This window comes from Sulfuriferula multivorans, assembly GCF_003851125.1.
In the GTDB taxonomy this organism is placed as follows: domain Bacteria; phylum Pseudomonadota; class Gammaproteobacteria; order Burkholderiales; family Sulfuriferulaceae; genus Sulfuriferula; species Sulfuriferula multivorans.
In genome coordinates this window covers 209,103-231,812 of sequence record NZ_BGOW01000002.1, presented here as the reverse complement: position 1 = coordinate 231,812, position 22,710 = coordinate 209,103, and the positions used below count along the sequence as shown (strand labels likewise).

Below are 22,710 nucleotides of genomic sequence, written 5' to 3'. Positions count from 1 at the left end.
CATGAATGCCTCACGTGTATGGGTCACCGTGGCGGTGATGGCCGCCACCATCATGCAGGTGCTCGATACCACCATCATCAACGTCGCGCTGCCGCATATGACGGGCGAACTGGGTGCCAGCCCGGACACTATTTCCTGGGTGCTGACTTCGTATCTGATCGCCTCGGCGGTGTTCATGCCGCTGGCCGGATTCTTTACTGACCGCTTCGGGCGCAAGAAATATCTGCTGGTGAGCATCGCCGGTTTTGTGATCGCTTCCGCGCTGTGCGGGCTGGCCAACGGACTGCCGGAGATGGTGTTGTTCCGCCTGTTTCAGGGAATTTTTGGCGCCGCGCTGGTGCCGCTGTCGCAGGCGGTGATGGTGGACACCTATCCTATCGAAGCGCGCGGCAAGGCGATGGCAATCTGGGGCATGGGGGTGATGGCGGCGCCTATCCTCGGGCCCTCGCTGGGCGGCTACCTGACCGAAATCGCCTCATGGCGCTGGTCGTTCTATATCAATGTGCCGGTGGGGATCGTTTCTTTCCTGCTGGCGCTGCGTTTCGTGCCGGATACGCCGATGCGCGCGCGGCGCATGGACTGGCTGGGTTTCGGCGCGCTGGCGCTGGCCATTGCCTGCGGGCAACTGGTGCTGGATCGCGGCGCCGGCGATGACTGGTTCAATTCCAGTTTCATTACGCTGAGCACCCTGCTGGCGTTGGCGGCATTCCTGGCCTTCGTGTGGAAAAGTGTAGCCGGCCAGGGCGAGCCCGTGTTCGATCTGGCGGTGCTCAAGGATCGCAATTTTGCCGTTGCCTGCCTGATCAGTCTGGCCACCGGGCTGGGGGTCTATGGCGGAATGTTGTTATTGCCGCTGTATCTGGAGAACCTGCTGGGCTTTCCCACGCTGGATGCGGGGATGTACCTGGTGCCGCGCGGGCTGGCGACTTTCGTCAGCATGAGTCTGGTGGGGCACTTTTCCGGCAGGATCAGCCCGCGCACCATGGTTGCGGCCGGCTTGCTGTTAAGCGTGGCGGGTGCGTGGATGATGACCGGCATTACCCCGCAGACGGCAGGCAGCTATATCCTATGGCCGATGGTGCTGCAGGGCCTGGGGATGGGGCTGGTTTTTGTGCCGATGTCGACGCTGGCGTTTGCTACCATTCCTCCGCAAATGGCAGCCGAAGCGGCGGGCTTGTATAGCCTCACGCGCACCTTGGGGTCCGCCGTCGGTATCTCGGTGGTGAGCACTTATCTGAGCTATTCGACGCGCGTCAACTGGGCCGCGTTACGCCAGTACATCACGCCTTATAACGCTCATGTGCAGCAGTTTCTGGCGCCATTACATCTGGATATGCAGCAGGGTGGGGCCGGGGTAATGGGTCAGGTGGTGCAACAGCAGGCCAGCGTGCAGGCCTTCGTCAGCACCTTTTGGCTGATTACGCTGAGTTTTGTGGTATTGCTGCCGTTGCTGCTGTTGATCAAATCGGTCAAGGGTCTTAAAACCGCCCAAGTGGTCGCCGAATAGATTTATTTGGGTTTGTGCGGACACGCGTTTTTGGTGCAATCCGCGTAAATATGCAGTGAGTGGTCGTGAATGGCAAAACCGCGCTGGGCGGCGACTTTTTTCTGGCGTCGCTCGATTTCCTCATCGAAAAATTCCTCCACGCGCCCGCACTGTATGCATACCAGGTGGTCGTGATGGCCGCCGCTGTTGAGCTCGTACACTGCCTTGTCGCTGTCGAAATGGTGGCGGATCAGCAGTCCGGCCTGTTCGAACTGGGTCAACACCCGGTACACCGTGGCGAGCCCGATATCGATGTCTTCTGCAATCAGCAGGCGGTACACTTCTTCGGCGTTTAGGTGGCGTTTTTTCGAACTCTCGAACAGATCGAGGATTTTCAGTCGGGGCAGGGTGGCTTTGAGGCCGATGCTTTTCAGATCGCTGGGGTCGCTCATGATGGGGAGTGTCTCGTGCAGGTTATCTGAGCTATCATAGTGCCTTTATTTTGCTTTGCAAACACAAGACTAAATATGCGCGCCCTGATCCTGATTTTCGCAGCCAGCCTTGGACTGGCTGGTTGCAAAAGCATGCCGTCCTTTTCCGTGCCGTCTCTGACACCCTACAAAATCGATATCCAGCAGGGCAATTACGTGGATAGCGCGAATGTGGCCAAGCTCAAAATCGGCATGACCCGAGAGCAAATCAGTTTCATTATGGGTACGCCGCTGGTGAAGGACATGTTCCACACCGGCCGTTGGGATTATATCTATATCGATAATAAAGCCGGAAAGCGGGTCACCCAGCGCCGCGTGGCCGTGTACTTTGACGGGGATATTGCGAAACGCATTGTGGAAGTGATGAATGACGGCAAGGAAGTGGATATCAAGGCCGCCCTCGCCCCGGAAGAGCCAGCGCCGGCCGGAGCGAATGCTCCCGCTGCTGCGGAGCCGGCTGCCGGCACAGCTCCAGTCCCTGCCTCAGCCCCAGCCGAACCTGCTGCAGGTGGTAAATGAGCGCTGCCGCACCCATTAAAATAGTTATTGCAGGAAGTTCGGGGCGGATGGGCCGCGTGTTACTGGAGGCCGTCGCTCAGGCGCCGGACTGTACGCTGTATGGCGCGCTGGAACGCACCGGCAGCGCGTTTCTCGGCCGCGATGCGAGCGTATTGGGCGGATCGACTGAAGTCATGATTAGCGACGACATGGCGGCCACATTGGAGGGTGCCGACGTGCTGATTGATTTCACCCGCCCCGAAGGCACGCTGCAGCACCTGGCGCTATGTCGCAAGCAGGGCGTGAACATGGTTATCGGCACGACCGGGTTCTCTGTCGAGCAAAAACAGGCGATCGCCGACGCCGCTCAGGATATTGGCGTGGTATTCGCCCCGAATATGAGTGTGGGCGTGAATCTCACTTTCAAGCTGCTGGAAATCGCTGCCAAGGTACTCAACGAAGGTTATGACATCGAAGTCATTGAAGCGCACCATCGCCACAAGGTGGATGCGCCGTCCGGCACGGCGCTGCGCATGGGCGAAGTGGTGGCCGACGCGCTCGGACGCGATTTGTCCGAATGCGCAGTGTATGGCCGCGAAGGCGTGACCGGAGAACGTCAGCCATCCACCATCGGCTTTGCCACGGTGCGCGGTGGCGATATCGTCGGCGACCACACGGTGATGTTCGCCGGCATCGGCGAGCGCGTGGAGATTACCCACAAGGCATCCAGCCGTATGACCTTTGCCCAGGGCGCACTGCGTGCCGCGCGTTTCCTCGTGATTAGCCCTGCCGGACAGTATGATATGCAGGACGTGCTTGGATTGCGTTGAACTTGCATTGAGTTCGGGGCCGATTTCGGCTAAAATGTCACACATATTTCAGAGGCGGGCGGGTGAAAACCCGGCCCGCCTCTTCGTGTAAGTCTCATACCGGAGTACTCCCTTGTCGCACGCTCAACCCGCCATTCTGGTGCTTGCCGATGGTTCAGTCTTCCGCGGCGTAGCCATCGGGGCATCTGGCATCACCGTGGGCGAGGTAGTGTTCAACACTGCCATGACGGGCTATCAGGAGATCCTGACCGATCCGTCCTACGCCCGCCAGATAGTTACGCTGACCTATCCCCACATCGGCAATACCGGCGTCAATGCGGAAGATATGGAAGCGGAAAAGGTCCATGCCGCGGGTCTGGTAATCCGTGATTTGCCGTTATTGGCCAGCAACTTCCGCAGCACACAGTCCTTGTCCGATTACCTGGTTGCGGAAAACGTCGTTGCCATCGCCGACATTGACACGCGCCGCCTCACTCGCATCCTGCGTGAGACCGGTGCGCAATCCGGTTGCATCATGGCGGGAGAAGTTGACGAAGCCGAGGCGCTGGCGCAGGCGCGCAGTTTTCCCGGCCTGGCTGGAATGGACTTGGCCAAAGTGGTGAGTTGTAACGCTGCCTACCCCTGGGAGGAAGGCGAATGGCAACTGGGCAAGGGCTACGCCAAGCCCGAGCGCATGCCGTTTCACGTCGTTGCCTATGATTACGGTGTCAAGCGCAACATCCTGCGCATGCTGGCGGAACGCGGTTGCAAGCTTACCGTGCTGCCTGCGCAGGCCAGCGCGCAAGACGCCCTGGCGCTCAAGCCGGATGGCATTTTCCTGTCCAACGGCCCGGGCGATCCAGAGCCGTGTGATTACGCCATTGCAGCACTCGGCGAGCTGTTGACGACCGGCATTCCGATTTTCGGTATTTGCCTGGGGCACCAACTGCTGGCGCTGGCTTCCGGTGCCAAAACCATCAAGATGAAATTCGGGCACCACGGCGCCAACCACCCGGTGAAAGATCTCGACACGGGACGCGTGGCAATCACCAGCCAGAATCACGGCTTTGCGGTGGATGCCGACACGCTTCCCGCCAACCTGCGCGTGACCCATGTTTCCCTGTTCGACGGCTCGCTGCAGGGTTTTGCCCGCACCGATGTACCGGCGTTCAGCTTCCAGGGCCACCCCGAGGCCAGCCCCGGCCCCCATGATGTCGATTATCTGTTCGACCGCTTCGTGGCCATGATGCAGAAAGCTCACCGTTAAGCCATGCCGAAACGTACTGACATCCACAGCATCCTCATTATCGGCGCCGGCCCCATTGTCATCGGCCAGGCGTGCGAGTTCGACTATTCCGGCGCGCAGGCCTGCAAGGCGCTGCGCGAGGAGGGCTATAAGGTTATCCTGGTCAACTCCAACCCGGCCACCATCATGACCGACCCGGAGATGGCCGATGTGACCTACATCGAGCCGATCACCTGGCAGGTACTGGAAAAAATCATCGAGAAAGAACGTCCCGAGGCGCTGCTGCCCACCATGGGCGGACAGACCGCGTTGAACTGTGCGCTGGATCTGGCCAGGCATGGCGTGCTGGAGAAATTCGGCGTGGAAATGATCGGCGCCTCGCGCGACGCCATCGACATGGCCGAAGACCGCGAAAAATTCAAGCAGGCGATGACCCGCATCGGACTCGCTTCGCCGCGCTCATCGATTGCCCACAGCATGGAAGAGGCCCTGCAGGTGCAGGCAGTCATGGGCTTTCCCACCATCATTCGCCCGTCCTTCACCATGGGCGGCACCGGCGGCGGCATTGCCTACAACCGCGAAGAGTTCGTGGCCATCTGCGAGCGTGGCCTGGAGGCGTCGCCCACCCGCGAATTGCTGATCGAGGAGTCGCTGATCGGCTGGAAAGAATACGAGATGGAAGTGGTGCGCGACCGCGCCGACAACTGCATCATCGTCTGCTCCATCGAAAACCTCGACCCGATGGGCGTGCATACCGGCGACTCCATCACCGTGGCGCCGTCGCAGACGCTGACCGACAAGGAATACCAGATCCTGCGCAATGCCTCGATCGCGGTACTGCGCGAGATCGGCGTCGAGACGGGCGGTTCCAATGTGCAGTTCGGTATCAACCCGGTCGACGGGCGCATGGTGGTGATCGAGATGAACCCACGCGTGTCGCGCTCCTCGGCGCTGGCGTCCAAGGCCACTGGCTTCCCCATCGCCAAGATCGCCGCCAAACTGGCAGTGGGCTACACCCTGGATGAACTGAAAAACGACATCACCGGCGGCGCGACACCGGCTTCGTTCGAGCCCAGCATCGACTATGTGGTGACCAAGATTCCGCGTTTTGCCTTCGAGAAATTCCCGCAGGCCAACGATAGGCTCACCACCCAGATGAAGTCGGTAGGTGAGGTGATGGCAATCGGTCGCACCTTCCGCGAATCCTTCCAGAAAGCGCTGCGCGGGTTGGAAACCGGCATGGACGGGCTGAATGAAATCACCACTGATCGCGATGTGATCGAGGCGGAAATCGGCAACCCGGGCCCCGAGCGTATCTGGTATGTGGCCGATGCGTTCCGTATCGGCATGAGTCTGGATGAGGTGTTCAACTTCACCAAAATTGACCCGTGGTTCCTGGTGCAGATCGAGGCGCTGGTGGCGGATGAGGCGGCGCTCAAAGGCCGTACCCTGGGCGACATCAGTGCTGACGAATTACGCAATCTGAAACGCAACGGCTTTGCCGACCGCAGACTGGCGGCACTGCTGGGCAGCGACAAGCACGCGGTGCGAGCAAAGCGCTGGGCGCTGGGCATCCACCCGGTGTACAAGCGTGTGGACACGTGCGCGGCGGAGTTCTCTACGCACACTGCCTACATGTATTCCACCTACGAGGAGGAATGCGAAGCGCAACCGACCAATCGCAAGAAAATCATGGTGCTGGGGGGCGGACCCAACCGGATCGGCCAGGGCATCGAGTTCGATTACTGTTGCGTTCATGCAGCACTGGCGATGCGCGAAGATGGTTATGAAACCATCATGGTCAACTGCAATCCGGAAACGGTCTCGACCGATTACGACACTTCCGACCGCCTGTATTTCGAATCGGTGACGCTGGAGGATGTGCTTGAAATCGTGCGCGTCGAGCAACCAGTCGGCGTGATTGTGCAATACGGCGGGCAGACTCCGCTCAAACTTGCGCGCGATCTGGAGGCTTTCGGCACGCCCATCATTGGTACGACACCGGACATGATCGACTGCGCCGAAGACCGCGAGCGTTTCCAGCAACTGCTGGTTGGGCTGGGTTTGAAGCAGCCGCCCAACCGCACCGCGCGCTCTGCCGACGAAGCCTTGCGCCTGGCGGCCGAGATCGGTTACCCGCTGGTGGTGCGCCCATCCTACGTGCTGGGCGGCCGTGCCATGGAAATCGTGCGCGAGGAAGCCGATTTGCAGCGCTATATGCGCGAGGCGGTCAAGGTTTCCAACGACTCCCCGGTACTGCTGGATCGCTTCCTCAACGACGCGATTGAGGTGGACGTGGATGCCATCAGCGACGGCAAGCAGGTGCTGATCGGCGGCATCATGGAGCACATTGAGCAGGCGGGCGTGCACTCCGGTGATTCGGCATGTTCGTTGCCGCCGTACAGCCTGTCGGCTGAAATCCAGGACGAAATCCGCAGTCAGACCATTGCCATGGCGCGTGCACTCAACGTGGTGGGGCTGATGAACGTGCAGTTCGCCCTGCAGGGTGATACGGTGTATGTATTGGAGGTCAACCCGCGTGCTTCGCGTACCGTGCCGTTTGTGTCCAAAGCCACCGGCATCCAGTTGGCCAAAGTAGCGGCACGCTGCATGGCGGGACGCAGTCTGGCCGAGCAGGGGTTTGAAAAAGAAGTGGTGCCACCCTATTTCTCGGTGAAGGAAGCAGTGTTTCCCTTTGCCAAATTCCAGGGCGTGGACACGCTGCTGGGGCCAGAAATGAAGTCCACCGGCGAAGTCATGGGGGTGGGCGCGAGTTTCGGCGAAGCCTTCGTCAAGTCACAACTGGCAGCCGGGGTGAAACTGCCCAAGGGTGGTGCTGCGTTCATCAGTGTGCGCAACGCAGATAAACAGAAAATCGTCGAAATTGGCGCCCAGCTGATTGATCTGGGCTTTACCCTGCTCGCTACCCGTGGCACCGCAGCAGCGCTGGCGCTTGGCGGGCTGGCGGTGACTGTTGTGAACAAGGTTACTGAGGGGCGTCCGCATATTGTGGACATGATTAAAAACAACGAGATCAGCCTGATCGTCAATGTGGTGGACGACAAACGCGCCGTGCGCGATTCGGTGGAAATTCGCCGTGTCGCACTGGCGCAACGCGTTACTTACTACACCACGCTGGCCGGGGCACGCGCCGCCTGCATCGGAATGCAGGCGATGGGCGGGCTGAAAGTTTATGACCTGCAGGGATTGCATCAGCAATTGCCTGCTCGATAAGGATTAACCATGAGTGCCATGAGCAAAATTCCATTGACAGTGAAAGGCGCAGAGATGATGCGCCAGGAACTGCACCGTTTGAAAACGATCGAGCGCCCGTCAGTCATTACCGCAATCGCAGAAGCGCGCGCGCAGGGTGATTTATCTGAAAATGCCGAGTACGATGCCGCCAAAGAGAAGCAGAGCTTTATCGAAGGGCGTATTGCCGATCTGGAAGGCAAGCTATCGTCGGCGCAGATCATCAATCCTGCCGAACTGGATGCAGACGGACGCGTGGTGTTCGGTGCAACGGTAGAACTGGAAGATCTGGAAGCCGGTACGACGGTGACTTATCAGATCGTCGGCGACGATGAAGCAGATATCAAGCAATACAAAATCTCGATCAGCTCCCCGATTGCGCGCGCGCTGATTGGAAAGAGTGCTGGCGATACCGCAGACGTGCAAGCGCCTAGCGGTGTGCGCCAGTATGAGGTGCTGGATGTGAGTTACGTATAATCCATGAAAAACCTACCTGAAGCGCTCGCCAGAATCGTTGTGACCCTGTGGGTGGGCGGCATATGGGCGATTGGCTACCTGGCTGCGCCGGTCCTGTTCACCAGTCTGGCCGACAAGCAGCTGGCCGGTAATCTGGCCGGACACATGTTTACCGTCATGGCGTATGTCAGTATTGCATGCGCACTTTATCTGATTATTCAACGTTTGGCAGCGTTTGGCGGGCGTGCGTTTAAGCAGGCATTTTTCTGGGTCGTGCTGGTGATGTTGTTACTGACGCTGGCTACTCATTTCGGGATTCAGCCCATCATGGAAAGTCTCAAGGAACGGGCCATGCCGCAGGCGGTCATGGAAAGCATCTTTCGCGACCGTTTCGCACGCTGGCATGGCATTTCCAGTATTGTCTATCTGGTGCAGAGTTTGTTGGGATTGATATTGCTTTTCAAGCAGAATAGCCGTTGATCCGATTACTTGGGCAGGCTGATTTTTGGCTTGGCGGCCGGGCGGTAAATCAATAAAAGCTTGCCGATATGCTGAACCGGTGCTGCGGCCAGCTCTGTACAGATTTTTTCCATAATGGCGATGCGGTGGTCGCGGTCATCACCGAATACCCTGACCTTGATGAGTTCATGGCTTTTCAGGTTGATGTCCACTTCGCGCATGACCGCGTCGCTCAGTCCGGCATCCCCGATCATGACAACCGGATGCAGATGGTGGGCTTGTCCGCGCAAATAACGGCGTTGTAGTGTGTTGAGGGTGATCATGATGGCCATTTCTAAAGCAAACCCGGATTTTAGCCGATGAAGCCCAGTAGGACCAGTAAAGCCTGGATGCGCGAGCATGTAAATGACCCTTATGTGAAACTGGCCAAGCAACATGGCTATCGTTCGCGTGCGGCGTTCAAGCTCGAAGAAATCAATACGCGCGATCATCTGCTCCACCCCGGCATGTTGGTGGTTGATCTGGGTGCTACACCCGGCGGCTGGTCGCAGATTGCCGCCAAGGTGGGTGCAAAGGTGATTGCACTGGATCTGCTGGAAATGGACTCGATAGCCGGGGTGACTTTCATCCAGGGCGACTTTACCGGGGAGGCGGCGCTCACGGAATTGAAGCAAGTGCTGGCAGGGCGGCTTCCGGACCTTGTAATTTCGGATATGGCCCCCAACATGAGCGGTGTGGCCAGCGCCGATCAAGCTCGTAGCATGCATTTATGCGAGTTGGCCTTGGAGTTTGCATGTCATCATTTGAAACCTGGCGGCGCTTTTCTGGTCAAGACTTTTCAGGGTGAAGGTTTTCAGGAATACGTGAAGCTGATGCGAGACCAGTTCGCGCAGGTAGTAACGCGCAAGCCGCGTGCCTCGCGCGATCGTAGTAGTGAAGTGTATCTGCTGGGGAAAAGCAGGCTTCCAAACGCTGGCAGTGGTACCGGAATCGGTTTAGAATGAGTTTAAATTCGCAATTTTTACCTGCTCACAGGAGCGCTACGTGAATAACATGTTTAAAAATATTGCCATCTGGCTGGTTGTTGCCCTGGTGTTAATGACGGTATTCAACCAGTTCAGCACACGCCAGACTGCCCAGGCGCAAATGGACTATTCGCAGTTCATTCAGGAGGTCAAGCAAGGTCAGATTACCAAAGTAGTGATCTCGAACCATGTGCTGAAAGGCGTGAAAAGCGATGGCAAGCACTTCACTTCCTATGCGCCATCGGATCCCTGGATGGTTTCCGACCTGCTCAAAAATGGCGTAGTGATCGAAGCGAAACCGGAAGAGGAGCCATCGTTCCTGATGAGTCTGTTCGTGTCCTGGTTCCCGATGCTGCTGTTGATCGGTGTGTGGATATTCTTCATGCGCCAGATGCAGGGTGGCGGCAAGGGCGGCGCGTTTTCGTTCGGCAAGAGCAAGGCACGCATGCTGGACGAATCCACCAACCAGATTACCTTTGCCGACGTGGCTGGGTGTGATGAAGCCAAGGAAGAAGTGTCGGAACTGGTCGAGTTTCTGCGCGACCCAACCAAATTCCAGAAGCTGGGTGGACGCATTCCGCGCGGTGTACTGATGGTGGGTAACCCGGGTACAGGTAAAACCTTGCTGGCCAAAGCCATTGCCGGGGAAGCCAAAGTGCCATTTTTCAGCATTTCCGGTTCTGATTTCGTGGAGATGTTTGTAGGCGTGGGTGCTGCACGCGTGCGTGATATGTTCGATCAGGCCAAAAAACACGCTCCATGCATTATTTTCATCGACGAGATTGATGCTGTCGGTCGCCAGCGCGGTGCGGGCATGGGCGGTGGCAACGACGAACGCGAACAGACGCTGAACCAGTTGCTGGTGGAAATGGACGGCTTTGAAGGCTCGGCGGGCGTCATTGTGATTGCGGCCACCAACCGTCCCGACGTACTGGATCCTGCCCTGTTACGGCCAGGCCGTTTTGACCGCCAGGTGGTGGTTCCGCTGCCTGATATTCGTGGACGCGAACAGATTCTGCTGGTGCACATGCGCAAGATTCCGATGGCGCCGGATGTGCGCGCTGACATACTGGCGCGTGGCACCCCCGGATTTTCCGGCGCGGATCTGGCCAATCTGGTAAACGAAGCAGCGCTGTTCGCTGCGCGCGGTAATAAGCGTCTGGTGGACATGGATGATTTCGAGCATGCCAAAGACAAGATCATGATGGGTGCCGAACGTAAAAACATGGTCATGCCAGAAGTAGAGCGCCGTAATACTGCTTATCACGAGGCTGGTCACGCCGTGGTGGCCTATACGCTGGACAAGACTGATCCGGTACATAAAGTCACCATCATTCCGCGTGGCCGTGCACTGGGACTGACTATGCAGTTGCCTACCGAAGATCGCTACAGCATGGATCGCGAACAGATACTGCAGAATATATCGGTACTGTTCGGTGGCCGTATTGCTGAAGAAGTGTTCATGAACCACATGACCACAGGCGCCTCCAACGACTTCGAGCGGGCTACGGAAATGGCACGGCGCATGGTGACCCAATGGGGTATGTCGGATGCTTTGGGACCCATGGTGTACGGTGAGAACGATGGAGAGGTTTTCCTGGGACGAAGCGTGACGACGCACAAGAATGTGTCTGAGGCCACCATGCAAAAGGTGGATATGGAAATCCGTCGAATCATCGATCAGCAGTACGCGCTGGCTCGCAAGATTCTTGAAGACCGTCGTGACAAGGTGGAAGCCATGGCGCACGCACTGCTGGAGTGGGAAACCATTGATGCGGATCAGATTGGGGATATCATGAAAGGCCAGCCGCCGCGCCCGCCCAAGCCTGCAGCGAGTGTCAATGCCAGCCCGCCTAGCCCACCGCCAGGCGGCGTACCGACCACAACGCCTGCACCTACTACAACGCCAGCACAAGAAACCTGATCGCATTAGACAGGTAATGCAACGCCAGCCAGGGGCTATAATGCAGCCCCTGGCTTTTTTGTTTTGTTTGCGATGATTTTGCGCTGCGGCAATATCCAACTCGATGTGTCCACTCCCCGCATCATGGGGATTCTCAATGTCACCCCCGATTCATTTTCGGATGGTGGCCGGTACACGCACATTGCCTATGCGGTAGAGCATGCACATCAGTTAATCGCGGAGGGCGCTGCGATAATAGATATCGGGGGTGAATCTACCCGGCCCGGAGCACAGTGGGTACCATTGCAGCAGGAGATGGACCGGGTGTTGCCGCTGCTAAGTGCATTGCAAGGTTGCGGAGCAGTTCTGTCTGTGGATACGCGTAAACCCGAAATCATGCTTGCTGCGATTGCGGCAGGCGCACACATGATTAATGATATTGACGCTCTCCAGGCACAAGGGGCACTGCAGGCTGTCGCATCGGGCGAAACCGCGGTGTGTCTGATGCACAAACAAGGCGAACCGCAAGCCATGCAAAACAATCCGAGCTATGGCGATGTAGTAGCCGAGGTCACTGATTTTCTTGCCGAGCGTATGGCTGTGGCGATGGATGCGGGCATTGCGCGCGAGCGTATCGTGGTGGATCCGGGCTTTGGTTTTGGTAAATCGCTGACACATAATCTTAAACTTTTACACCATCTTGACCGTATTACTGAACTGGGAGTGCCGGTACTGGCGGGAATTTCGCGAAAAACCATGCTCGGCAAGGTTACTGGGCGAGCAGTAGGACAGCGTGAATATGCCGGTCTGGCTGCTCAGGTATTAGCCGTCATGCGCGGTGCACGCATTTTGCGTGTCCACGATGTTGCTGCATGTCAGGATGCATTGAAAATAATTCAGGCTGTGGAGGAGTGTGATGAGTAGAAAATATTTTGGTACGGATGGCGTACGTGGCCGGGTCGGAGATAACCCGATAACCCCGGACTTCGTCATGCGTTTGGGCTATGCGGCAGGTAAAGTTCTGGCTTCCGATACCTCGGGTTTGGCTGCTGGCGAAAACCCGGTAGTCTTGATCGGTAAAGATACGCGCATTTCCGGATACATGCTCGAAGCCGCCCTGCAAGCCGGTCTGTGCGCCGCCGGTGTGGATGTGCGTCTGGTGGGCCCAATGCCGACACCAGCGGTGGCTTATCTGACCCGTGCGCTACGTCTTCAGGCGGGCGTGGTGATTTCCGCCTCGCATAATCCGTTCGAAGACAACGGCATCAAGTTTTTTTCCGCAACTGGCGCCAAACTGCCGGACGCAACCGAACTGGCCATTGAAGCGCTGGTGGATGAGCCGATGGAAACCATGCCTTCCAAAGGGCTGGGGCGAGTCAAGCGTATTGAAGATGCTGCCGCACGCTATATCGAGTTTTGCAAGAGTACTTTCCCGTTTGATCGCGACCTGCGTGGCCTGCGTATCGTGCTGGACTGCGCACACGGTGCGACTTACCATGTTGCCCCGCATGTGCTGCACGAGCTGGGTGCAGAAGTGATTCCCATCGGTAACCACCCGGATGGTTTCAATATTAACCGTGATTGCGGAGCGACGCATACTAATGCCATGAACACTGCGGTGCGTCGCCATCGTGCTGATTTCGGCATTGCACTGGATGGTGATGGCGACCGCCTGATGATGGCGGATGCCGACGGCACGATTTTCGACGGCGATCAGCTGGTCTACGCAATTGCCAGGCACCGTTCAGAAGGTGGTTCCCTGAAGGGCGGTGTGGTTGGCACCTTGATGACCAACCTGGGTATGGAACACGCGCTGGGACGCTTGAATATCCCGTTCGCCCGTGCCAAGGTGGGTGACCGTTACGTACTGGAATTGCTGCAGCAAAAGGGTTGGCAATTGGGTGGAGAAACATCGGGCCATGTGTTGTGCCTGGACAAACACACCACCGGCGACGGTATCATTTCCGCGCTACAAGTGCTCCATGCATTGCGCGACAGCGGAACATCGTTGGGTGAATACACCGCGGATCTCAAGCTATATCCGCAAGTGCTGCTGAACGTGCGGGTTGCCAAAGGCTTCGACCTTGAGCATGCCGCAGTGCGGCAGGCTTGCGGCGAGGCCGAAAGAGCTTTGGGCAAGGATGGCCGTATCGTGCTGCGTGCATCGGGTACCGAGCCGTTGATTCGCGTAATGGTTGAAAGTACTTGCCCGGATCAGTCCAGGCTACAGGCTGAACATATTGCGCAGGCGGTGCGTCAGGCCGCACCTTGAACAGGGATTGACCGCGTATTAAAAAAGCCGCAATTGCGGCTTTTTTAATAAAGGCATTAACAGATCGGGTCAGCCGAATTTCCCGGTAATGTAATCTTCTGTGGCTTTCTGTTTTGGATTGGTGAACACCAGATCGGTCTTGCCGAATTCAATCATTTCCCCAAGGTACATGTAGGCGGTGAAGTCGGAAACCCGCGCCGCCTGCTGCATGTTGTGGGTGACGATGGCGATGGTGTAGTCGGTCTTGAGTTCGTGGATCAATTCTTCGATACGTGCGGTGGAAATCGGGTCGAGTGCCGACGCTGGTTCGTCCAGCAGCAATACTTCCGGTTTGACCGCGATGCCGCGCGCAATGCACAGGCGTTGTTGCTGGCCTCCCGACAGGCTATTGCCGCTACGATTCAGGATGTCCTTCACCTCGTTCCATAGTGCGGCTTTTTTCAACGCCCATTCCACACGTTCGTCCATGTCCGAGCGCCCCATGCTCTCATACAGTTTGATACCGAACGCGATGTTGTCGTAAATCGACATGGGGAAGGGCGTGGGTTTCTGGAATACCATGCCGACCCTGGCGCGCAGTTTATTGAGATCGGCGCCCTTTTCCAGGATATTTTGCCCGTCCAGCAAGATTTCGCCTTCGGCACGCTGTCCGGGGTACAGGTCATACATGCGGTTCATGGTGCGCAGCAGCGTGGATTTGCCGCAGCCCGAAGGGCCGATAAAGGCGGTGACTTGACGGTCCGGGATATCCAGGTTGATGTTTTTCAGGGCATGCGACTTGCCATAGTAAAAATTCAGATTGCGCAGGCTGATTTTTGCGTTGTGATCCATGCTCTGACTCATGTAGGGGTTCCGTGTGTAAGACTTAATGGGATGAAGATTGCTGGCGGAACAGAATGCGAGCGGCAACACTGAGCCCGAGTACAGCAGTTGTAATGAGCAGGGCTCCGGCCCACGCCAGTTTGTGCCAATCATCGTATGGGCTCATTGCCATTTGAAAGATTACCACCGGCAAGTTGGCCATCGGCGCGTTTATATCAGTACTCCAGAACTGATTGTTCAGAGCTGTGAACAACAATGGCGCAGTCTCACCGCTGATACGTGCAATCGCCAGCAAAATCCCTGTCAATATCCCGGCTTTGGAGGCGCGCCAAGTGACCATGGTAACCACTTTCCAGTGCGGAGCACCGAGTGCGGCCGCGGCTTCCCGCAAACTGTTGGGAACCAGTTTGAGCATGTTTTCGGTGGTGCGAACCACCACCGGTATGACTATCAGGGAGAGCGCAAATGCGCCGGCCCAACCCGAAAAATGTCCCGTACTGACCACATACACTTCATACACAAACAAACCGATTACGATGGACGGTGCAGATAGCAGGATGTCATTGATAAAGCGGGTGGTCGGCGCCAGCCAGCCACGCTGCCCAAATTCTGCCAGGTAGGTGCCCGCCAGAATTCCGATAGGGGTGCCCACCAGGGTGGCGATCACAGTCATTATCAGGCTGCCTACAATGGCGTTGAGAAGACCGCCAGTACTGCCTGGCGGCGGTGTGGATTTGGTGAACATTTCCAGACTCACGCCCCCCAAACCGTAGGTCAGTAATGTCCATAGTATCCAGGCCAGCGCTGACAGGCCGATCAGCATGGTTGCGAGCGATGCAATCAAATTAAACTTGTTGGCAAATTGCCGTCGTGCGTAGAGGGAAAACATGCAAGCTCCTAGCTTTTTTTGCCTTCATGCTTGCCCAATTGAAGCAGCAGCAGTTTGGACAAGGCCAGCACAACAAAAGTGATGAAGAAAAGAATGAGCCCGAGTTCGATCAGGGCAGAGGTGTAGAGCTTGCCATCCGCCTCGGTAAATTCGTTGGCGAGTGCCGAGGATATGGTGTTGCCGGGCATCATCAGTGATGTGCTGAGCTGATGCGCATTACCTATCACGAATGTGATGGCCATGGTTTCACCCAGGGCGCGTCCGAGCCCGAGCATGATGCTGCCAACGACGCCGATTTTGGTATAGGGAAGAACAATGTTCCACACCACTTCCCAAGTGGTTGCACCCAGGCCGTATGCAGATTCCTTGAGCAAGGGCGGCACGATTTCAAATACGTCGCGCATGACGGAAGCAATAAACGGCACTACCATCAATGCCAGAATCAAACCGGCAGTCAGCATGCCGATACCCATCGGTGCCCCCTGAAACAGTGGTCCCAATACGGGCAGCGGGCCCAGCTTGTCAATCAGCCAGGGTTGGACATGTTCAGCGAACAAGGGAGCGAATACGAACAGCCCCCACATGCCGTAAATAATGCTGGGTATGCCTGCCAGTAATTCAATTGCAATACCCAATGGGCGCTTCAGCCATTTGGGCGATAATTCCGTCAGGAAAACTGCGATGCCAAAGCTGAGCGGCACCCCAATCAACAATGCGATGATTGAGGTCACCAAGGTGCCATAGATTGGCACCAGCGCACCGAATTTTTCGGTGACCGGGTTCCAGGAGTCATCGATCAGGAAGCCAAATCCGAACTTATGGATTGCGGGCATACTGCCTATTATCAGAGAGGCCAGAATGCCAACAAGCAGGGCTAGCACTATAAATGCAAAAACCCTCGTGGCGCCGCGGAATATCCTGTCCTGCCACCTGAAACGGCGAGTGCGATGGGTGGATAGCGAGTTGCTCATGTGATTCGTGCCGGGTCGGTTATTGTCATGATTACCAAGAGATGTCGGCACCTTTAAAAAATCATACTTCATCGCGGATACTCATGAGGCTTGAAAAAATACGCTGGTATGTCGTACGGATTCTACGCAATCTTGTTTTCCGTCCAATCGGTTCCGCATCAGTGATTCTGGCTATTCCTGGGAACCTTTCGGTTAAACAAACCCCGGCAATGCTCGTCGGGGTTTGTCCTCGCAGTTATGCAAACAGTGGTGCTACCAGATAGTCTTGCCGTTGGTGTCCTTAATCTGGGTTTTCCAGGCATGGGCAATGATTTTCGTAACGCTGCCAGGCAGCGGTACATAATCCAGGCTCAATGCCATTTCATCGCCGTTGGTGTATGCCCAGTCAAAGAAACTCAACACTTCTTTGCCGGTTGCCGGCTTGCTCTGCACTTTATGCATCAGGATGAAAGTGGCGCCAGTAATCGGCCAGCTCGCTTTGCCGGGTTCATTGGTCAGGATTTCGTAAAAACCTGGGGCATGCTGCCAATCTGCACCTGCAGCCGCGGCCTTGAAGGCATTTGCTTCAGGCGCGACAAATACACCATCCTTATTCTGCATGAGCGCGTAAGGAATCTTGTTCTGTTTGGCATAAGCGTACTCCACGTAGCCAATTGAGCCCTGGATACGCTGTACGAATGAAGCTACGCCCTCGTTGCCCTTGCCGCCGACGCCAGCCGGCCAGGCGACGGAAGTGTCATTACCCACTTTGACTTTCCATTCCGGACTGACTTTTGCCAGGTAGTTGGTAAAGATAAAGGTAGTGCCTGAGCCATCGGAACGATGCACAACGGTAATTGAAGACGCGGGCAGGCGCACCCCTTTATTCAGGGAAGCAATGGCCGGGTCGTTCCATTTCCTGATTTTTCCCAGGAAAATGTCTGCCAGTACCGCGCCATTCAGTCGAATAGTGCCGGCCGCCAAGCCATGAAGGTTAATCACGGGCACTACCCCGCCGACCACAGTAGGGAATTGCATCAGGCCGTCTTTTTCAAGCGCTTCGGGTTTGAGAGGCATGTCGGAAGCGCCGAAATCTACAGTTTTGGCTTTGATTTGTTTGATACCGCCACCCGAACCGATTGACTGATAGTTCAGCCTGATCCCGGTTTTGGCTTTGTATGCCTCCGCCCATTTTGCGTAAATCGGATAAGGAAAAGTAGCACCGGCTCCAGTAATTTCGCTAGCGAGCGCGGGTGCTGAAAAAGTCCAGCCAGCACCCAGAATCATTACGGTTGCAAGTCCGCTAGCGGCAGTTTTTTTCATATGCATAAAAATAAAAATGTATGTTCCTGCCTGTGCGTGTGAAGCAAATCGGTTTAAGGAGCTTCAGCATCTCAAGTCCTGAGCCGAGACGCTAATAGTAAGGTTGGAATATTACAGAATTATGACGATATGGTTAAGCAAAAGGGTAAATGACCGGTTAAACATTGACCAGACCTTGGTGTTGTGTGTACTATTTGCGGCTTTCTATGGGTCGGGTTAAGCGATGCGCAAAAAACTGGTCGCAGGTAACTGGAAAATGCACGGTAGTCTGGCAGAGAACAAGGTATTACTTGAAGCCCTGGTGCTTGAATTGGGGCAAGCGAGTACAGCGGGCTGCATAGTATGTGCGCCATTCCCGTATCTGGCACAGGTGCAGTCGGTATTGTCTGGCAGCACGCTGGCGTGGGGCGCGCAAAATGTAAGCAATCATGCGAAAGGTGCTTATACCGGCGAGGTTTCTGCCTCCATGCTGCTGGATTTTGGTTGTAGCTACGTCATCGTCGGTCACTCGGAGCGACGTGCGCTTTATGGCGAAGATGATGCGTCCGTGGCAGCCAAATTCGCTGCGGCACAGGCTGCAGGTTTGATTCCCTTCCTGTGCGTGGGCGAAACCCTGGAAGAACGCGAGGCGGGTGTGACCGAAGCGGTTATCGGTCGTCAGCTGGATGCGGTATTGGCAGTGTCGGGTATTGAGGGCATCGGGCGTGCAGTTGTAGCCTATGAGCCGGTATGGGCGATAGGTACGGGTAAGACGGCCAGCCCGCAGCAGGCGCAGGCCGTGCATGCATTCATCCGTGCCAAGCTGGCTGTGCTGGATAAGAATGTTGCGGCATCATTGGTAATTCAATATGGCGGTAGCGTAAAAGCCGCCAATGCGGCAGAATTGTTTGCCCAACCGGATATCGATGGTGGGTTGATAGGCGGCGCGTCGCTGGTGGCCGATGAGTTCATCGCCATTTGCCGGGCGGCACAAGGCTAAGGATATCGATTTGGAAACAGTAATTTTGGTTTTTCATGTGCTGGCGGCAGTGTCAGTGATTGTGCTGGTGCTATTGCAGCAGGGCAAAGGCGCTGATATGGGCGCAGCATTCGGCAGCGGTGCTTCGGGCAGCCTGTTCGGTTCTACGGGTTCGGCCAATTTTTTGAGTCGAGCTACGGCCGTGCTTGCCACCACCTTTTTTCTGACCAGTCTGGGATTAACCTATCTCTCTGGTCATCAGCACAAGGCTGTCGGCGTAATGCAAGGCCAGCAAAAAATACAAGTTCAGCCCGTGGCGCCTGCTAGTGTACCCACGCCAGCTCAGCCTTCGGGTAATGTAGTTCCAGGCAATGCCGGGTCAAAAGCCGGGGAAATTCCCAAGTAATCGGGAGTCGCCATTGGGGCGGATTATCAATCCGTCCTGTCAATACGCCGACGTGGTGAAATTGGTAGACACGCTATCTTGAGGGGGTAGTGGCGTAAAGCTGTGCGAGTTCGAGTCTCGCCGTCGGCACCATAAATTCGGATTATGACGCAATCAGCTTTGATGATTGTGTAACTGATTGATTGTTTTGAAAAAAACAATTGATTTTCAGCTTGACACGACGCTTTTCGCGCAACTAAACTGAAACGCTGTGCACGCTTCCCGGAGTCGGGTTGCGTACGGCTTTGGAGCGGATGCATGTTAGAAAATTATTTTCCTGTTTTATTGTTTGTGCTGATTGGTCTCGCCGTCGGCGTAGGGCCGATGGTCATTGGCTGGCTGCTGGCGCCCAATCATCCGGACAGTGAAAAACTTTCGCCCTACGAGTGTGGCTTTGAGGCATTTGAGGATGCGCGCATGAAATTCGACGTGCGTTATTACCTTGTTGCCATCCTGTTCATTTTGTTTGATCTGGAAATCGCCTTCCTGTTTCCGTGGGCGATCGTGCTCGAGGAAATCGGTATGTTCGGTTTCCTTGCCATGGTGATTTTCCTGGGGATTCTTGTCGTTGGCTTTGTGTACGAGTGGATGAAAGGGGCGCTGGAATGGGAATAGAAGGCGTTTTGGAGAAAGGCTTCGTCACCACCACGGCCGACAAGCTGATTAACTGGACTCGTACCGGTTCACTGTGGCCGATGACTTTTGGTCTGGCCTGCTGTGCTGTGGAAATGATGCAGGCCGGTGCATCGCGCTATGACCTGGATCGTTTTGGTATTGTGTTTCGCCCCAGTCCGCGCCAGTCCGACGTCATGATTGTGGCGGGTACACTGTGCAACAAAATGGCGCCGGCGCTACGCAAAGTGTATGACCAGATGGCCGAGCCGCGCTGGGTGATTTCCATGGGTTCCTGCGCCAATGGAGGCGGCTATTATCATTACTCGTACTCCGTGGTACGTGGTTGCGACCGCATCGTACCGGTGGATGTGTATGTGCCGGGCTGCCCGCCGACTGCCGAAGCGCTGCTTTACGGCATTATCCAGTTGCAGAACAAAATCAAGCGCACCAACACCATCGCGCGTTAACCGGTAGAGCGAGAAGCCATGAATCCGTCACTGGAAAGCCTGTCCGTTACCCTGATCACCGCATTGGGCACCAAGCTCGTTCGGCAGCGGGATGCGCTGGGCGAACTGACCATCGAAGTGCGCGCACGCGACCTTACCGAAGTTATGACGACGCTGCGCGACCATGCCGGTCTGCGTTTTGAGCAATTGATCGACCTGTGCGGAATGGATTATTCCGCCTATCGGGAGGGTGACTGGGAAGGGCAGCGTTTTGCCGTGGTGTATCACCTGCTCTCCATCAGCAAGAATCGGCGTGTGCGTGTGCGCGCGTTTGCAGCCGAGGATGATTTCCCGGTTGTGCCTTCCCTGGTCAAGGTATGGCCCGCCGCCAACTGGTTCGAACGCGAGGCGTTCGACCTGTTCGGAATTGTATTCGACGGTCACCCGGACCTGCGCCGTATTCTGACCGACTACGGATTTGTCGGCCATCCGTTCCGTAAGGATTTTCCGTTGTCCGGCAACGTGGAAATGCGTTACGACCCGGAACAGCAGCGCGTGATTTACCAGCCGGTGAGCATAGACCCGCGCGAGGTAACGCCCCGCATTGTGCGTGAAGAGAACTACGGAGAACGCGCCTGATGGCTGAAATCAGAAATTACACCATGAACTTCGGGCCGCAGCACCCGGCGGCGCACGGCGTGCTGCGTCTGGTGCTCGAACTGGACGGCGAAGTAATTGAACGTGCCGATCCGCATATCGGTCTGCTGCATCGCGCCACCGAAAAGCTCGCCGAGCACAAGACCTTCATCCAGTCGCTGCCCTATATGGACCGCCTTGACTATGTGTCCATGATGAGCAACGAGCACGCTTATGTCATGGCCATCGAAAAGCTGATGGGCATTACCGTGCCGGAACGTGCGCAATATATCCGCGTGTTGTTCGACGAACTCACCCGCATTCTCAACCACCTGCTGTGGCTGGGCGCGCATGCGCTGGATATCGGCGCAATGACCGTGTTCCTGTATGCATTCCGCGAACGCGAAGATTTGATGGATGTGTACGAAGCCGTTTCGGGCGCGCGTATGCATGCGGCCTATTATCGCCCCGGCGGCGTTTACCGCGATCTGCCCGACACGATGCCGCAGTACCAGGCGTCCAAGATTCACAATGCCGCCGCGATTCGCGACATGAATACCAACCGTCAGGGCTCCGTACTCGACTTCATCGAAGACTTCGCCCGGCGTTTCCCAACCTATGTGGACGAATACGAAACCCTGCTTACCGACAACCGTATCTGGAAGCAGCGTACCGTAGGCATCGGTGTGGTATCTCCGGAACGCGCGCTGGCGCTGGGTTTCAGCGGCCCCATGCTGCGCGGCTCAGGAATCGAATGGGATCTGCGCAGGAAACAGCCCTACGAAGTCTACGACCGCATGGAATTCGACATCCCAGTGGGCGTGAATGGCGACTGCTATGACCGTTATCTGGTGCGCATGGAAGAAATGCGGCAAAGCAACCGTATCGTCAAGCAATGTGTGGACTGGTTGCGCAAGAACCCTGGCCCGGTCATCACCGACAATCACAAAGTTGCCCCGCCGTCACGGGTGGACATGAAACAGAACATGGAAGAGTTGATCCATCATTTCAAGCTGTTCACCGAGGGTATGCATGTGCCGGAAGGCGAAGCTTATGCGGCTGTTGAACACCCCAAGGGCGAGTTCGGTATTTATCTGGTGTCAGACGGCGCAAACAAACCTTACCGCCTGAAAATCCGCGCGCCGGGCTACCCGCATCTGGCGGCTCTGGATGAGATGGTGCGCGGTCATATGATTGCCGACGTGGTTGCCATTATTGGCACGCAAGACATAGTGTTTGGGGAGATTGACCGATAATGCTGAGCCCAGATTCCATCGCCCAGATTGATTACGAAATTGCCAAATACCCGGTTAATCAGCGCCAGTCCGCGGTCATGTCGGCGCTGCGTATTGCCCAGGTAGAAAAAGGCTGGCTGTCCACCGAAACCATGGATTTTGTTGCTGACTATCTGGGTATGCCGGCCATCGCAGTCTATGAAGTGGCGACGTTCTACAACATGTACAACACCGCGCCTTTGGGCAGACACAAGATCACCTTGTGCACCAATATATCTTGTGCGCTGATGGGGGCGCCGGAAATTGCCGAGCACTTGAAAGAGAAGCTGGGATGCGGTTTTGGCGAAACTTCCGAAGACAACCGCTTTACCCTGAAAGAGGGTGAATGCATGGGTGCCTGCGGCGATGCGCCGCTGTGCATGATCAACAACCACCGCATGGAAGGCTTTCTCACGCCCGAGAAAGTGGACAGCATCCTCGAAGAGCTGAAATAA

General features: G+C 56.3%; 24 protein-coding genes and 1 tRNA gene. 19 read left to right on the top strand and 6 right to left on the bottom strand.

Going from position 1 to position 22,710, the window contains the following annotated elements:
- Window position 1 precedes the first annotated feature (1 nt).
- Window positions 2–1,507: a DHA2 family efflux MFS transporter permease subunit gene (locus EI185_RS02375; RefSeq protein WP_124703506.1), complete on the top strand. Its 1,506-nt coding sequence runs from the start codon at window positions 2–4 to the stop codon at window positions 1,505–1,507.
- Between the two features lie 2 nt (window positions 1,508–1,509).
- Here EI185_RS02375 and fur read toward each other — a convergent pair whose 3' ends face one another.
- Window positions 1,510–1,938, bottom strand: a complete 429-nt coding sequence (gene fur, locus EI185_RS02370) for a ferric iron uptake transcriptional regulator (RefSeq protein WP_124703505.1) — start codon at window positions 1,936–1,938, stop codon at window positions 1,510–1,512.
- A gap of 75 nt (window positions 1,939–2,013) precedes the next feature.
- Here fur and EI185_RS02365 point away from each other — a divergent pair, with 75 nt between their 5' ends.
- The 6 genes from EI185_RS02365 (at window position 2,014) to EI185_RS02340 (ending at window position 8,718) form a co-directional block, all read left to right on the top strand.
- Window positions 2,014–2,496, top strand: coding sequence for an outer membrane protein assembly factor BamE (locus EI185_RS02365; RefSeq protein ID WP_124703504.1), 483 nt, complete (start codon window positions 2,014–2,016; stop codon window positions 2,494–2,496).
- Window positions 2,493–3,305 carry a 4-hydroxy-tetrahydrodipicolinate reductase gene (dapB, locus tag EI185_RS02360; protein WP_124703503.1) on the top strand — a complete coding sequence of 271 codons (813 nt, stop codon included), beginning with the start codon at window positions 2,493–2,495 and terminating at the stop codon, window positions 3,303–3,305. Before EI185_RS02365 ends, dapB begins: the two co-directional genes overlap by 4 nt.
- Before the next feature lie 112 nt (window positions 3,306–3,417).
- Window positions 3,418–4,551 (top strand): glutamine-hydrolyzing carbamoyl-phosphate synthase small subunit, encoded by a 1,134-nt coding sequence (gene carA / locus EI185_RS02355; protein ID WP_124703502.1) that lies wholly within the window; start codon window positions 3,418–3,420, stop codon window positions 4,549–4,551.
- A 3-nt stretch (window positions 4,552–4,554) separates the two neighbouring features.
- Window positions 4,555–7,764 carry a carbamoyl-phosphate synthase large subunit gene (gene carB / locus EI185_RS02350; protein WP_124703501.1) on the top strand — a complete coding sequence of 1,070 codons (3,210 nt, stop codon included), beginning with the start codon at window positions 4,555–4,557 and terminating at the stop codon, window positions 7,762–7,764.
- A gap of 18 nt (window positions 7,765–7,782) precedes the next feature.
- Window positions 7,783–8,259: a transcription elongation factor GreA gene (gene greA / locus EI185_RS02345; protein ID WP_124703574.1), complete on the top strand. Its 477-nt coding sequence runs from the start codon at window positions 7,783–7,785 to the stop codon at window positions 8,257–8,259.
- Between the two features lie 3 nt (window positions 8,260–8,262).
- Window positions 8,263–8,718, top strand: coding sequence for a DUF4149 domain-containing protein (locus EI185_RS02340; RefSeq protein WP_124703500.1), 456 nt, complete (start codon window positions 8,263–8,265; stop codon window positions 8,716–8,718).
- Between the two features lie 5 nt (window positions 8,719–8,723).
- On the opposite strand, the gene yhbY is transcribed toward EI185_RS02340, so the two are convergent.
- Window positions 8,724–9,020 carry a ribosome assembly RNA-binding protein YhbY gene (gene yhbY, locus EI185_RS02335; protein WP_124703499.1) on the bottom strand — a complete coding sequence of 99 codons (297 nt, stop codon included), beginning with the start codon at window positions 9,018–9,020 and terminating at the stop codon, window positions 8,724–8,726.
- A gap of 36 nt (window positions 9,021–9,056) precedes the next feature.
- Here yhbY and EI185_RS02330 point away from each other — a divergent pair, with 36 nt between their 5' ends.
- From EI185_RS02330 to glmM, 4 genes are all read left to right on the top strand, one after another.
- Window positions 9,057–9,701: an RlmE family RNA methyltransferase gene (locus tag EI185_RS02330; RefSeq protein WP_124703498.1), complete on the top strand. Its 645-nt coding sequence runs from the start codon at window positions 9,057–9,059 to the stop codon at window positions 9,699–9,701.
- A gap of 40 nt (window positions 9,702–9,741) precedes the next feature.
- Window positions 9,742–11,646: an ATP-dependent zinc metalloprotease FtsH gene (ftsH, locus tag EI185_RS02325; protein WP_124703497.1), complete on the top strand. Its 1,905-nt coding sequence runs from the start codon at window positions 9,742–9,744 to the stop codon at window positions 11,644–11,646.
- A 72-nt stretch (window positions 11,647–11,718) separates the two neighbouring features.
- Window positions 11,719–12,549, top strand: coding sequence for a dihydropteroate synthase (folP, locus tag EI185_RS02320; RefSeq protein WP_124703573.1), 831 nt, complete (start codon window positions 11,719–11,721; stop codon window positions 12,547–12,549).
- A complete protein-coding gene (gene glmM / locus EI185_RS02315; RefSeq protein WP_124703496.1) occupies window positions 12,542–13,897 on the top strand; it encodes a phosphoglucosamine mutase in 1,356 nt (451 codons plus the stop codon). The genes folP and glmM overlap by 8 nt, the downstream gene beginning before the upstream one ends.
- Before the next feature lie 69 nt (window positions 13,898–13,966).
- Here glmM and pstB read toward each other — a convergent pair whose 3' ends face one another.
- From pstB to pstS, 4 genes are all read right to left on the bottom strand, one after another.
- On the bottom strand, window positions 13,967–14,728 hold the full coding sequence (pstB, locus tag EI185_RS02310) for a phosphate ABC transporter ATP-binding protein PstB (RefSeq protein ID WP_223247619.1): 762 nt from the start codon (window positions 14,726–14,728) through the stop codon (window positions 13,967–13,969).
- 34 nt (window positions 14,729–14,762) lie between these two features.
- Window positions 14,763–15,608, bottom strand: a complete 846-nt coding sequence (gene pstA / locus EI185_RS02305) for a phosphate ABC transporter permease PstA (RefSeq protein ID WP_124703494.1) — start codon at window positions 15,606–15,608, stop codon at window positions 14,763–14,765.
- A gap of 8 nt (window positions 15,609–15,616) precedes the next feature.
- Complete coding sequence (gene pstC, locus EI185_RS02300; protein WP_124703493.1) at window positions 15,617–16,579, bottom strand: phosphate ABC transporter permease subunit PstC; 963 nt, start codon at window positions 16,577–16,579, stop codon at window positions 15,617–15,619.
- A gap of 252 nt (window positions 16,580–16,831) precedes the next feature.
- Window positions 16,832–17,881 carry a phosphate ABC transporter substrate-binding protein PstS gene (gene pstS, locus EI185_RS02295; RefSeq protein ID WP_124703492.1) on the bottom strand — a complete coding sequence of 350 codons (1,050 nt, stop codon included), beginning with the start codon at window positions 17,879–17,881 and terminating at the stop codon, window positions 16,832–16,834.
- 223 nt (window positions 17,882–18,104) lie between these two features.
- Here pstS and tpiA point away from each other — a divergent pair, with 223 nt between their 5' ends.
- The 8 genes from tpiA to nuoE all read left to right on the top strand — a co-directional run bounded on the left by tpiA (window position 18,105) and on the right by nuoE (window position 22,710).
- Entirely contained in the window at window positions 18,105–18,860 is a 756-nt protein-coding gene (gene tpiA / locus EI185_RS02290) for a triose-phosphate isomerase (RefSeq protein WP_124703491.1), read from the top strand.
- A gap of 10 nt (window positions 18,861–18,870) precedes the next feature.
- A complete protein-coding gene (secG, locus tag EI185_RS02285) occupies window positions 18,871–19,245 on the top strand; it encodes a preprotein translocase subunit SecG (protein ID WP_189836244.1) in 375 nt (124 codons plus the stop codon).
- 46 nt (window positions 19,246–19,291) lie between these two features.
- Window positions 19,292–19,377, top strand: a tRNA-Leu gene (locus EI185_RS02280).
- 165 nt (window positions 19,378–19,542) lie between these two features.
- Window positions 19,543–19,899 carry an NADH-quinone oxidoreductase subunit A gene (locus EI185_RS02275; RefSeq protein ID WP_124703489.1) on the top strand — a complete coding sequence of 119 codons (357 nt, stop codon included), beginning with the start codon at window positions 19,543–19,545 and terminating at the stop codon, window positions 19,897–19,899.
- The gene (locus EI185_RS02270) at window positions 19,890–20,366 is read left to right on the top strand and encodes a NuoB/complex I 20 kDa subunit family protein (RefSeq protein WP_124703488.1); all 477 of its coding nucleotides are present in this window, start codon (window positions 19,890–19,892) and stop codon (window positions 20,364–20,366) included. Before EI185_RS02275 ends, EI185_RS02270 begins: the two co-directional genes overlap by 10 nt.
- Before the next feature lie 18 nt (window positions 20,367–20,384).
- A complete protein-coding gene (locus tag EI185_RS02265) occupies window positions 20,385–20,984 on the top strand; it encodes an NADH-quinone oxidoreductase subunit C (protein WP_124703487.1) in 600 nt (199 codons plus the stop codon).
- The gene (locus EI185_RS02260; protein ID WP_124703486.1) at window positions 20,984–22,237 is read left to right on the top strand and encodes an NADH-quinone oxidoreductase subunit D; all 1,254 of its coding nucleotides are present in this window, start codon (window positions 20,984–20,986) and stop codon (window positions 22,235–22,237) included. Before EI185_RS02265 ends, EI185_RS02260 begins: the two co-directional genes overlap by 1 nt.
- On the top strand, window positions 22,237–22,710 hold the full coding sequence (nuoE, locus tag EI185_RS02255; protein WP_124703485.1) for an NADH-quinone oxidoreductase subunit NuoE: 474 nt from the start codon (window positions 22,237–22,239) through the stop codon (window positions 22,708–22,710). The genes EI185_RS02260 and nuoE overlap by 1 nt, the downstream gene beginning before the upstream one ends.